Below are 10,739 nucleotides of genomic sequence, written 5' to 3'. Positions count from 1 at the left end.
ACGATTGGCTGAGCGCGTCGGCTGCGTACGCTGGGCGGCGATGGAAACCGCCGCCCCGCTCCCCTCCCGCTGGCCCGGCCTGCGCGCCTGGTGGTCGCTCGTGAAGCAGGCCGGCAATGCGTGGATCGACGACTACGCGCCCAGCATGGGCGCGGCGCTGTCGTACTACAGCATGTTCTCGCTGGCGCCGCTGCTGCTGATCGTGATCGCGATCGCCGGGCTGGTGTTCGGCGAAGAGGCGGCGCGCGGCGAGGTGTTCGGCCAGATCCGCGGCCTGCTCGGCACCGAATCGGCCCAGGCCGTGGAAGCGGTGCTGGCCAGCCTGCACAGGCCGGCCGAGGGCACGGCCTCGGCGCTGCTCGGCATCGCCGTGCTGCTGGTGGGCGCCACCTCGGTGTTCGGCGAGTTGCAGGACGCGCTCGACCGCATCTGGCGCGCGCCGGCCCGCGTTCGCGCGAGCGGCTGGTGGAACCTGCTGCGCACGCGGCTGCTGTCGTTCGGCATGATCCTCGGCATCGCCTTCCTGCTGATGGTCTCGCTGGTGCTCAGCGCCGCGATCTCGGCGCTCGGCAAGTGGTGGGGCGGCGTGTTCGGCAACTGGGCCACGCTCGCGCAGGCGGTGAACCTCGGGGTCGGGCTGCTGATGACGACCGGCGTGTTCGCGATGATCTACAAGCTGATGCCGCGTGTCGCCGTGCGCTGGCACGACGTGTGGCTGGGTGCGCTGCTGACCGCGGTGCTGTTCACCGTCGGCCGCTACCTGATCGGCGCCTACATCGGCACCAGCGGCGTGGCCTCGGGTTTCGGGGCCGCCGGCTCGCTGATCGTGATCTTCGTGTGGGTGTACTACTCGGCGCAGATCTTCCTGCTGGGCGCCGAACTGACCTGGGCCTACGCCCGCAGCTTCGGCTCGATGCACCACCTGCCGTCACCACCCGCGCCGACCGCGACCGGCAGCGCGGGCGGAATTCCTACAGCGGGTGCTTGAGCGCACCTACACCAAGGTCTTCGGGTCGTCTTCAGAATGGGACCATCGCCAGGGAGAACACCATGAGCCCGTCACACCTGCTCTCATCGCCGGCCTCGCGCAAGCTGCTCCCCGGCGTCGGCGTGGCCGTGCCGGTGGCGGTGGCCTTCGCGGCCGTGGCGATCGGCCTGCCGGTCACCGAACGCGCCGACCGCAACGCCTTCGCTGCCGACGTGCTGCTGATGGCCGCCGCCGTGCCCGCCGCCGCGGCCAGCGCGGTCCCGGCCATCAAGCGCGAGGTGGTCCGGATCCGCGACTCGGCGCTGCACCAGCGGCCTGCATCCGCGCGCTGACCCAGTCGACGAACACCCGCACCCGCGGCGACAGCTGCCGGCTGTGCGGGTACAGCAGCGAGACCGGCATCGGCGCCGGGCACCACGGCGCCAGCACCTCCTGCAGGCGCCCGTCGGCCACCTCGGCCTCCACGTGGTAGCGCGGGATCTGGATCAAGCCCTGCCCGGCCAGGCAACAGGCCAGATAGGCGTCGGCATGGCGCACCGAGAGGCTGCCCTTCATCAACACCACCTGCGGCTGCCCGTCGACGATGAAGTCGAAGGGCGCGCGCCGGCCGGTCGCGCTTGACAGAAAGTTCACCGCGCGGTGCCGCGGCAGGTCGTCGAGTGATGCGGGCACACCGTACTTCGCCAGATAGGCCGGGCTCGCGCAGGTGAGCTGCGGCTGGTCGGCCACGTGCCGCAACACCATCGACGAATCGCGCGGGCTGCCGGCGCGCAGCACGCAATCCACCCCCTCGCGCACCAGGTCGACCAGCCGGTCGCCCATGCCGATCTCGAGCTCGATGTCCGGATAGCGGCTGCAGAACTCGCCCAGGTGCGGCAGCAGGAAGTGGCGGGCCAGCGTCTCCTGCAGGTCGACCCGCAGCTTGCCCTTCGGGCTGGCCGCCGACTGCCCGAAGGCCGATTCCGTCTCGTCGAGATCGGCCAGCAGCCGCACGCAGCGCTGGTGGTAGGCCTCGCCGTCGGGCGTGGGCTTCACCTGGCGCGTCGTGCGCTGCAGCAGCCGCGTGCCCAGGCGCTTCTCGAGCTGCTGGATCGCATGGGTGGCGGTCGCGCGCGGCAGGTCGAGGTCTTCGGCGCCCTTCGTGAAGCTGCCCAGTTCGACGATGCGCACGAACAGCTGCATGGTCTGGAAACGGTCCATCCGGGGCGCTCGTTTGTTGGTGTTGGTTGAACAGTGATGTCAATTCTTGCTCATTTATTGATTTGCATCGAGCAACCAGAATTCACTTCATCGCCACACCACTCCCAAGGAGCTCACCATGACCCAGCAAGTTGCCATCGTCACCGGCGCATCCCGCGGCATCGGCGCCACCGTGGCCCGCCGCCTCGCAGCCGACGGTTTTGCCGTCGTCGTCAACTACGCCGGCAGCGCCGCCGCGGCCGCCGAGGTGGTCGCCGAGATCGCCACCGCCGGCGGGCAGGCCACCGCGGTGCAGGCCGACGTGTCCGATCCCGCCGCCGCCCGCACGCTGTTCGACGCGGCGGTCCGCGCCTACGGCCGCGTCGACGTGCTGGTGAACAACGCCGGCGTGATGCCGGCGAACATGCCGGCGCTCGTCGACACCGACGACGCCACCTTCGACCGCCTGTTCGACATCAACGTCAAGGGCAGCTTCAACACGATGCGCGAGGCCGTGAAGCGGCTGCAGGCCGGGGGGCGCATCGTCAACTTCTCGAGCACCGTGGTCGGGCTCGCGACGCCGGGGTACACGGCCTATGCGGCCAGCAAGGCGGCGATCGAGACGATCACCAACATCCTCGCGAAGGAGCTGCGCGGCCGCCAGATCACCGTCAACGCCGTCGCGCCGGGGCCGACCGCGACCGACCTGTTCCTGAACGGCAAGAGCCCCGAGCTGATCGAGCGGCTCGCGAAGGCCGCGCCGCTGGAGCGGCTGGGGACGCCGGAGGACATCGCGGGCGTCGTGTCGTTCCTGGTCGGCCCGGACAGTGCCTGGGTCAACGGACAAACCCTCCGCGCCAACGGCGGCATTGTTTGACCCACCCCCGAGGCGCTGCGCGCCTCCCCCTCAAGGGGGCGCCACCAGTGGCCCGGCAAAGCCGGTTCCACGGTGCCCACTTGATCGTCCTTACCTGATCTGGAGAGTCTCATGAACAAAGTAATCGTCATCACCGGTGCGTCGAGCGGTTTCGGCGCCCTCACCGCCCGCGCGCTGGCCGACGCCGGCCACACCGTCTATGCCGGCATGCGGGCCATCGCGACCCGCAACGCGAACGCGGCGCAAGAGGCCGCGGCCTACGCGGCCGACCACCGCGTCGATCTGCGCGCCATCGAGCTCGACGTCGGCTCGCAGGACTCGGTGGACCGCACCGTCGCGCAGATCATCGAGACGCACCAGCGCCTGGACGTGGTGGTGCACAACGCCGGCCACATGGTGCTCGGCCCGAGCGAGGCCTTCACGCCCGAGCAGGTGGCCGAGCTGTTCGACGTCAACACGCTGGGCACGCAGCGCCTGAACCGCGCCGCGCTGCCGCAGCTGCGACGGCAAGGGCACGGGCTGGTCGTGTGGGTGTCGAGCTCCAGCGTCAAGGGCGGCACGCCGCCCTACCTCGGCCCGTACTTCGCGGCCAAGGCGGCAATGGATTCGCTCGCGGTCAGCTATGCCGGCGAGCTGGCACGCTTCGGCGTCGAGACGACGATCGTCGTGCCGGGTGCGTTCACGTCGGGCACGAACCACTTCCAGAACGCCGGGCATCCGGCAGACACCGACGTGGCGAAGGCCTACGACGCGCACTACGCCGGCCTGCCGCAGCAGGTGGGCGCAGCCCTCGCGAAGCTGGAGCCGGCCGATGCCGACGTGGCCGAGGTCGCGCGGGCCATCGTCGCGGCGGTCGATGCGCCGTACGGCCAGCGGCCGTACCGCGTGCACATCGACCCGAGCGACGACGGCTCGGCAATCGTCAGCGGCGTCGCCGACCGGATGCGCGCCCAGTTGCTCGAGCGCGCCGGGCTCGGCGACCTGCTGAAGGTGGTGCCATCGCTCGCCTGAGCCATCTGGCATCCTGTGGTCACCATCTTCATTCCCTATGGCGGCCTCCGCATTCGCTGCACATTCGGAGCCGCCAATGGCCGGGTTTCCGCCGCATCCCGCCGGCGGACGGTACCTGGACAAGGGAATGAAGAAGGAATCGATCGAAGAAACGGCTCGACTGATCGAGCTGCGCGATGCCTGCGCGCAATGCAGCGACGAAGCGCAGTTCGCCGCGATGGCGCGCCGGCAGCTGCAGCCACTGCTGCCGCATGGCTCGCTGATCGCGGCCATCGTGCGCATCTCACCGGCGCAGCTGCGCCTGGTTCATGCCATTGCGTTGAACCACCCGGCCGAAGTGCTGGCACGGATGCCGCGCGAGCTCGACCTGGCCGATCGGCCGGCGCTGAAGCGCTGGCTCGATTCGGGCGAGCCACAGATCCTGGCCCTGCCCGGCGATGCCGGGCGGATGTCGGCGCGCGAGCAGTGTGCGCTCGAAGCACTGGGCCTGCGCCGGGTCGCATTGCACGGCCGGATCGACCTCGGCGGCATCGTCGGCAGCTGCTTCTGCTTCGGCAACCTGGGTGACGCGGTGAGCCCGCCGCAGGCGCTGGACCGGCTGCGCCTGGTGATCCCGCCCTTGCACGAGGCCTTGATGCGCGCCTGGCGCCGCGAGCGCCCGATGCCGCGCCGCCCTCCTGCCGTGGACGACTGATCAGCGTTGGTCAGCGAAGACGCTCCAGCGCATTCGCCAGCTGCTGCACCGTGCGGTCGACATGGGCCAGTTTGTCGAGCCCGAACAGCCCGATGCGCCAGCTGCGGAAATCCGCCGGTTCGTCGCACTGAAGCGGCACGCCGGCGGCGGTCTGCAGCCCGAGCCCGGCGAACTTGCGGGCCGACTGGATCTCGGGGTCGTCGGTGAAGCTGACGACCACGCCGGGCGACTCGAAGCCGGCGGCAGCGACGCTCTTGAAGCCCTTCTGCGCCAGCAGCGTGCGCACCTTGGTGCCGAGCTGCTGCTGCGCATGGCGCGCCGCCTCGAAGCCGAAGCGCTCGGTCTCCTGCATGACCTCCCAGGTCTTCGTCAGCGCATCGGTGGGCATCGTCGTGTGGTAGCCGAACGCGCCGGCCTCGTAGGTCTCGGCGATCTGCAGCCACTTGCGCAAGTCGCAGGCGAAGCTGGTGCTCTGCGTCTTCGCCATGCGGTCGCGCGCCGCGGCGCTCAGCATCACGAAGGCGCTGCCGGGCGAGCCGCTCCAGCCCTTCTGCGGCGCGCTGATCAGGATGTCGACGCCGGACGCCTCCATGTCGACCCACATCGCGCCCGACGCGATGCAGTCCAGCACGAAGAGCCCGCCGGCCGCATGCACCGCATCGGCGACCGCCTTCAGGTAGTTGTCGGGCAGGATCATCCCGGAGGCGGTCTCGACGTGCGCCGCGAACACCAGCGCCGGCGACTCGCGGCGGATAGCCTGCACCACCTCGTCGATCGGCGCCGGCGCGTACGGTGCCTGGTAGCCCGAGCCGGTGGGCCGCGCCTTCAGCACCGTGGCCGACGACGGGATCGAGCCCATCTCGAAGATCTGCGTCCAGCGGTAGCTGAACCAGCCGTTGCGGATCACCAGCACGCGCTGGCCGGTCGCGAACTGCCGGGCCACCGCCTCCATGCCGAAGCTGCCGCTGCCCGGCATCACGATCGCGGTCGGCGCGTGGTAGGTGCGCTTCAGCGTGTCGGTGATGCCGCGCAGCACGCCCTGGAACTTCTTCGACATGTGGTTCAGCGCACGGTCGGTGTAGACCACCGAGAACTCGAGCAGGCCGTCGGGATCGACCTGGGGCAGCAGTCCGGGCATGGGGTGTCTCCGTCAAGGTGTTGTGGGGCGCAGCGTAGCACCGGTCCGTTCCCTGCTGCCCCGCTTCCCTGCCATCATCGCGCGCATGCCTATCCACCTGAGCCTGCACCCGAGCCTGTGTTGCGCCGCTGCCGTGCTGCTGGCGGCTTGCGCCCCTTCACTTGTCCACCCGCCTGCCCCGCCGCCCGTCGTGCTGCTCGGCGAGGTGCACGACAACGCCGCGCAGCACACGCTGCGGCTCGCCGAGTTCAGGAGGCTGCTCGACGGCGGCGCGCGCCCGGCGCTGCTGATGGAGCAGTTCGACCGCGACCGCCAGCACGAGATCGACCGGCTGCGCGGCGCGACGCCGCCCCCGACGGCCGCGGCCCTGGTCGCCGCGGTGGCCGGCAGCGACTCCGGCTGGAACTGGCGCTTCTACACGCCCTTCGTGCAATTGGCGCTCGACCACGGCCTGCCGATCGTCGCGGTCAACGTGTCGCGCGCCGAGAGCCGCCAGGTGATCAGCCAGGGCCTGGCCGGCACCGGCTTCTCGGCCGACGTGCCGGAGGCGATCTGGTCGGCCCAGGCCGGCGACATCGAGGCGAGCCACTGCGGAATGATCGACGCCGCCACCGCCCGCCGCATGGCCGGCGCGCAGGTTGCGCGCGACCAGTTCATGGCGCGCATGGTCGAGGCCCATGCCGATCGCGGCGTGGTGCTGCTGGCCGGCAACGGCCATGTGCGGCGCGATGTCGGCGTGCCGCGCTGGCTGGCCGACGGCACGCGGGCGCGCAGCCGCAGCATCGGCTACCTGGAGGACACCGATGTGCCGCCGCCGGGGGCATACGACCGGGTCGTCGTCACGGCGCCGCAATCGCGCGAGGATCCTTGCGCCGCGATGCGCCCTCCCCGTACACCCTGATCAGGCCCACGCCTCCTGCACCGCCGCACGCACCGCCACGGTGGCCGGCGACAGCCGGCTCTCCGGCGGCGACGCGAAGCAGATCCAGGTGTGCGCCCGCCAGTGCTTCCAGATGCGCAGCTCGCCCTGGCGTTCGGCCTGCTCGGCCTGGTCCAGCCGCACGACGCCGATGCCCATGCCGCTCGCCACCATGCTCCGCACCACGCCCTCGGTGCTCGCCGACGCGCCTGCCTGGTACTCGCGGCCGCCGGCGGCGAACAACGCGTCGATGTGGGTGCGCAGCACGCAGCCGTCCGGGGTGCCGATCCACGGCTGCGTCATCAGGTCGGCCAGCGACGGCTCCGGATGGGCCGCCGCAAAGGCCGGCGGAAGCGCCACCACCAGGTCGACCGTCGAAAGCCGCTGCACCTGCACGCCAGGCACCTCTTCGTGGTCGGTCATCACGTAGGCACAGTCGAGTTCGCCGCGCTGCAGCGCGAGCAGCATCTCCGACGACAGCCCTTGCTGCAATTGCAGCGTGACCTGCGGGTTGCGCTGCGCGAGCCGCAGCAGCGCATCGCCCAGGCGCAGCGCGATCGGGTCGCTGACGGTGCCGAAGCGCACCACGCCCTGGGCCGCGCCGCGCAGCTGCGCCGCGGCCGACCGCATCCGCCCGGCCGAGGCCAGCGTGCGTTCGGCGTCGTCGAGCAGCCGGCGGCCCTCTTCGGTCAGGCCCATGCCGCGCGGCGTGCGGTCGAACAGGCGCACGCCGAGTTCGTCCTCCAGCGCCTTGATCTGCGCGCTGACCGCCGGCGGGCTCGTGAACACGCGCTCGGCGGCGCGCGTCAGGTTGCCCTCCTGCGCGACCGCGACGAAGGTCTTCAGTTGATACAGCTCCATGACAGCGGATTGTGGCCAGCGGCCGCGCGGCTGTCAGTTCGCATTTCCTGAGGCCCTGCTCCGAATTGGCGAATGGCCGTGCAGGCGCTGGCTGCCGAGACTGGCGGCATCGCATTCGATCTGCCGGAGCCCGCCATGACCTTCTCCCGTTCTCCCGCCGTCGGCATGGCCGGGCTGCTGCTTGCCACCACGGCCTGGGGCAGCCTGTTCCTCGCCAGCAAGCCGGTGCTGCCGCACGTCGACCCGGTGTGGTTCACGCTGCTGCGCTACAGCATCGCGACGCTCGGCTTCATGCTGGTGCTGCGGCTGCGCGGGCCGCTGCCGTGGGGGGCGCTGCGGCAGCATGGCTGGCGGCTGGCCGGGCTCGGCTTCGTCGGCTACGGCGTGTTCAGCGCGATGGTGCTGGTCGGGCTCGCGCATTCGGTGCCGTCCCACGGCGCGGTGATCATGGCGACGATGCCGATCACGACCCAGCTGGTGCGCTGGGCGCTCGACGGCCAGCGGCCGGGCCGCGCTGCGATCGGCAGCACGCTGCTGGCGCTGCTCGGCGTGGTGATGGTGTCGGGCGCGCTGACCCGGCACGGCGACACATCGCACGCATCGACGCTGGCCGGCGACCTGACGGCCTTCGCCGGCACGCTCGGCTGGATCGCCTACACGCGCGGCGCGGCGCGCCTGCCCGAGCTCGACGTGATCAGCTTCAGTGCGCTGAGCGCGCTGGCCTCGTGGCCGCTGCTGTGCGCCGCGACGCTGCTGCTCGCGGCGTTCGGGCTCGCGCCGGTCCCGAGCGCCGCGGCGGCCTGGAACGCATGGCCGGCCCTGGTCTACATCGGCCTGGTGCCGACGGTGTTCGGGGTGCTGGCCTACAACTTCGGCGTCAGGCAGCTGGGCGTGGTGACCGGCACCGCGTTCCTGAACTTCGTTCCGGTGTCGGTGCTGCTGATCGGCGCCGCGATGGGCTCACGCCCGGCCGCGCATGAGCTGGCCGGGGTGATGCTGGTGGTGTCGGGCTTGCTGGTGCACACGCTGTCGCAGCGTGTGCAAACCGCTCAGCGGCCGGTGCCGGCCGGCGACATCGACAGGAAGGCGCTGGTGTGCAGGTCGCCCCGGCCGCAACGGCTGTTGTCAATGGCGCGCATGCGGCGCTCGAGTTCGTAGATGTCGGTCGATTCGGCCAGCCAGGCCTCGTCGTAGCCGCCGCGGGGTTGGGTTCCGCCGGCAAACGCGTTGCGCATCGCGCTGGAAATGGCATTGATGAAGTTCATGTTCTATCTCGGTCCGTCTTGTGGTCGGTTTTTCTCAGTCAGTGCACCCGTCGTGCGGGTTAACACCTAGTTCTCAGTGTAAACCCTGACGTGTGTACTGTCTGTGACGGAACCCGCTGACCCCTCGGTTTCAGGGGCCTCGCTCCGCGGCAGCAGGGCCGCGAGAATGATCCGGATGAAGACCACACCATGCCGCTGGATCGCCAGCACGCTGACGCTGTTCGCCGTGGCGAGCGCCAGCGCCCAGGCGCCCGAGCGCTACCGCGGCCTGTGCGACGCGTCGGCCGCCGTCGCGCTCGACGCCCGGCACTTCGTGGTCGCCGACGATGAGCACAACAGCTTGCAGGTCTTCCGCCGCGACGCGCCGGATGCCGTCGGGCGGGTCGATCTCGACAGCTTCCTCGGCACGCAGGCCGGCCGGGAGTCGGACATCGAAGGCGCGGCCGAGGCCGGCGGCGTCATCTACTGGATCGCCTCGCACGGCCGCAACAGYGCCGGCAAGAAGCGCGACGAGCGGCACCGGCTGTTCGCGACCGAGCGCGTGCCCGGCTCGGCGCCGCCGTCGCTGCGCCCGGTCGGCACGCCGTACACGCGGCTGCTCGACGACCTGCTCGACGCACCGCAGCTGAAGGGCTACCACCTGAAGGATGCCTCGAAGCTGCCTCCGGAAGCACCGGGCGGGCTCAACATCGAGGGCCTGGCGGCGACATCGGGCGGTGCGCTGCTGGTCGGGCTGCGCAACCCGCTGCCACGCGGGCGGGCGCTCGTCGTGACGATCGCCAACCCGGCGCAGGTCGTGCGCGGCGAGCGCGCGAAGATCGGCAGCGTCTTCGAACTGCCGCTCGAAGGCCGCGGCATCCGCAGCCTCGAGCGCATCGGCAACGGCTACCTCGTCGTCGCCGGGCCGCCGGCCGACGAAGGCGGCTTCGCGCTGTACCGCTGGTCGGGCCGGGCCGGCGAGGCACCGGTGCCGGTGTCGTCCGTCGCGCTCGGCAGCCTGCGACCCGAAGCGCTGTTCGAGTGGCCGGGAACAGGCGAGGTGCAGGTGCTGAGCGACGACGGCGGGGTCCGCATCGCCGGCACCGAGTGCAAGACGCTGCCGGCGGCACAGCGCGCGTTCCGCAGCCTCGTCGTCAGGCCCTGAACCTCACAAGGCCCGCGTCACCGCCCACACGCCCTGCACCACCTGCGCCATGCGGCGGTAGTCCAGCTTCTCCCAGCTGTCGCCCGCCTCGTGGTAGTGGCGATTGCGCAGGAAGGCGGTGTCGGTGACCATCAGCGCCGGCATGCCGAGCGCCCAGTAGCTCAGGTGGTCGGAGAAGTCGATGCCCTGCAGCGCGGTCGGCGCGTTGATCGACTGCACCTGCAGCGCGGTGGCGCCGGCCATCACGGCCTTGACCTCGCGCGTGAGGCTGAAGCTTTCCAGCCGGCCGACGACCGCGATGAAGTCGCCGCGGTCGCCGTACAGCGCCGACATGCCGGCCACCGGGTAGCGCTGCGAGCCGGGCTCGCCGGAGAACGTACCGATCATCTCCAGCGCCAGCATCAGGCGCGGCTCGCGGCCGGCAGCCTGCAGCGACCGCGCGTGCACGGCGCTGCCCATGACGGCGCTGCGGAAGTACGGCGGCTCCTCGAGCGTGTACGCGACGAGCTCGACCGGCCGCGGCGGCGGATCGCGCGCCAGGAGGCGGGCCAGTTCGAGCAGGCCCGCGACGCCGCTCGCGTTGTCGTCGGCACCGGGTGTTGAACCGCCCTCTCCGCCGTCGTGCGCGCCGTCGTGCGAGTCGTAGTGCGCGCCGATCACGAG

General features: G+C 71.0%; 12 protein-coding genes and 1 pseudogene. 8 read left to right on the top strand and 5 right to left on the bottom strand.

What is annotated here, in order from left to right; genetic code table 11:
* Positions 1–40: 40 nt before the first annotated feature.
* Entirely contained in the window at positions 41–988 is a 948-nt protein-coding gene (locus AC1D1T_RS25260; RefSeq protein ID WP_477843885.1) for a YihY/virulence factor BrkB family protein, read from the top strand.
* Positions 989–1,050: 62 nt separating this feature from the next.
* Positions 1,051–1,320, top strand: a complete 270-nt coding sequence (locus AC1D1T_RS25255) for a hypothetical protein (protein ID WP_477843887.1) — start codon at positions 1,051–1,053, stop codon at positions 1,318–1,320.
* On the opposite strand, the gene AC1D1T_RS25250 is transcribed toward AC1D1T_RS25255, so the two are convergent.
* Entirely contained in the window at positions 1,256–2,188 is a 933-nt protein-coding gene (locus tag AC1D1T_RS25250; RefSeq protein WP_477992706.1) for a LysR family transcriptional regulator, read from the bottom strand. The two genes, AC1D1T_RS25255 and AC1D1T_RS25250, sit on opposite strands and share 65 nt — an antisense overlap.
* A 118-nt stretch (positions 2,189–2,306) precedes the next feature.
* Between AC1D1T_RS25250 and AC1D1T_RS25245 the strand changes: the two genes are divergently transcribed.
* The 3 genes from AC1D1T_RS25245 (at position 2,307) to AC1D1T_RS25235 (ending at position 4,749) form a co-directional block, all read left to right on the top strand.
* Positions 2,307–3,044 (top strand): glucose 1-dehydrogenase, encoded by a 738-nt coding sequence (locus tag AC1D1T_RS25245; protein WP_047502639.1) that lies wholly within the window; start codon positions 2,307–2,309, stop codon positions 3,042–3,044.
* A gap of 111 nt (positions 3,045–3,155) precedes the next feature.
* Positions 3,156–4,055 (top strand): SDR family oxidoreductase, encoded by a 900-nt coding sequence (locus AC1D1T_RS25240; protein WP_477841981.1) that lies wholly within the window; start codon positions 3,156–3,158, stop codon positions 4,053–4,055.
* Between the two features lie 76 nt (positions 4,056–4,131).
* A complete protein-coding gene (locus AC1D1T_RS25235) occupies positions 4,132–4,749 on the top strand; it encodes a hypothetical protein (protein WP_477992705.1) in 618 nt (205 codons plus the stop codon).
* A 10-nt stretch (positions 4,750–4,759) separates the two neighbouring features.
* On the opposite strand, the gene AC1D1T_RS25230 is transcribed toward AC1D1T_RS25235, so the two are convergent.
* Positions 4,760–5,887, bottom strand: a complete 1,128-nt coding sequence (locus tag AC1D1T_RS25230) for an aminotransferase class V-fold PLP-dependent enzyme (protein WP_477992704.1) — start codon at positions 5,885–5,887, stop codon at positions 4,760–4,762.
* Between the two features lie 85 nt (positions 5,888–5,972).
* Here AC1D1T_RS25230 and AC1D1T_RS25225 point away from each other — a divergent pair, with 85 nt between their 5' ends.
* Positions 5,973–6,788 carry a ChaN family lipoprotein gene (locus tag AC1D1T_RS25225; protein ID WP_477992703.1) on the top strand — a complete coding sequence of 272 codons (816 nt, stop codon included), beginning with the start codon at positions 5,973–5,975 and terminating at the stop codon, positions 6,786–6,788.
* Here the strand turns inward: AC1D1T_RS25225 and AC1D1T_RS25220 are convergent, their stop codons facing one another.
* Positions 6,789–7,667 (bottom strand): LysR family transcriptional regulator, encoded by an 879-nt coding sequence (locus tag AC1D1T_RS25220; protein WP_465112347.1) that lies wholly within the window; start codon positions 7,665–7,667, stop codon positions 6,789–6,791.
* Positions 7,668–7,802: 135 nt separating this feature from the next.
* Here AC1D1T_RS25220 and AC1D1T_RS25215 point away from each other — a divergent pair, with 135 nt between their 5' ends.
* A complete protein-coding gene (locus AC1D1T_RS25215) occupies positions 7,803–8,825 on the top strand; it encodes a DMT family transporter (RefSeq protein WP_477841971.1) in 1,023 nt (340 codons plus the stop codon).
* On the opposite strand, the pseudogene AC1D1T_RS25210 reads toward AC1D1T_RS25215, so the two are convergent.
* Positions 8,825–8,902, bottom strand: a pseudogene (locus AC1D1T_RS25210) (hypothetical protein); the annotation flags it as partial. The gene AC1D1T_RS25215 and the pseudogene AC1D1T_RS25210 overlap by 1 nt on opposite strands.
* Before the next feature lie 205 nt (positions 8,903–9,107).
* Between AC1D1T_RS25210 and AC1D1T_RS25205 the strand changes: the two are divergent.
* Positions 9,108–10,076 (top strand): DUF3616 domain-containing protein, encoded by a 969-nt coding sequence (locus AC1D1T_RS25205; protein ID WP_477992702.1) that lies wholly within the window; start codon positions 9,108–9,110, stop codon positions 10,074–10,076.
* Positions 10,077–10,079: 3 nt separating this feature from the next.
* Here the strand turns inward: AC1D1T_RS25205 and AC1D1T_RS25200 are convergent.
* A partial coding sequence (locus tag AC1D1T_RS25200) for a M28 family peptidase (protein ID WP_477992701.1) occupies positions 10,080–10,739 on the bottom strand: 660 nt, incomplete at its 5' end.

Source organism: Rhizobacter sp. P2_H3 (assembly GCF_056403355.1).
Note: the sequence above shows the minus strand (reverse complement) of the source record. Positions and strands in the feature narration are given on the sequence as shown.

What these genes read in the sequence shown, in the direction of transcription:
- AC1D1T_RS25250 (WP_477992706.1), bottom strand. Translation starts at nt 2,188, where the DNA reads ATGGACCGTTTCCAGACCATGCAGCTGTTCGTGCGCATCGTCGAACTG.
- AC1D1T_RS25240 (WP_477841981.1), top strand. Translation starts at nt 3,156, where the DNA reads ATGAACAAAGTAATCGTCATCACCGGTGCGTCGAGCGGTTTCGGCGCC.
- AC1D1T_RS25235 (WP_477992705.1), top strand. Translation starts at nt 4,132, where the DNA reads ATGGCCGGGTTTCCGCCGCATCCCGCCGGCGGACGGTACCTGGACAAG.
- AC1D1T_RS25245 (WP_047502639.1), top strand. Translation starts at nt 2,307, where the DNA reads ATGACCCAGCAAGTTGCCATCGTCACCGGCGCATCCCGCGGCATCGGC.
- AC1D1T_RS25220 (WP_465112347.1), bottom strand. Translation starts at nt 7,667, where the DNA reads ATGGAGCTGTATCAACTGAAGACCTTCGTCGCGGTCGCGCAGGAGGGC.
- AC1D1T_RS25255 (WP_477843887.1), top strand. Translation starts at nt 1,051, where the DNA reads ATGAGCCCGTCACACCTGCTCTCATCGCCGGCCTCGCGCAAGCTGCTC.
- AC1D1T_RS25215 (WP_477841971.1), top strand. Translation starts at nt 7,803, where the DNA reads ATGACCTTCTCCCGTTCTCCCGCCGTCGGCATGGCCGGGCTGCTGCTT.
- AC1D1T_RS25230 (WP_477992704.1), bottom strand. Translation starts at nt 5,887, where the DNA reads ATGCCCGGACTGCTGCCCCAGGTCGATCCCGACGGCCTGCTCGAGTTC.
- AC1D1T_RS25225 (WP_477992703.1), top strand. Translation starts at nt 5,973, where the DNA reads ATGCCTATCCACCTGAGCCTGCACCCGAGCCTGTGTTGCGCCGCTGCC.
- AC1D1T_RS25260 (WP_477843885.1), top strand. Translation starts at nt 41, where the DNA reads ATGGAAACCGCCGCCCCGCTCCCCTCCCGCTGGCCCGGCCTGCGCGCC.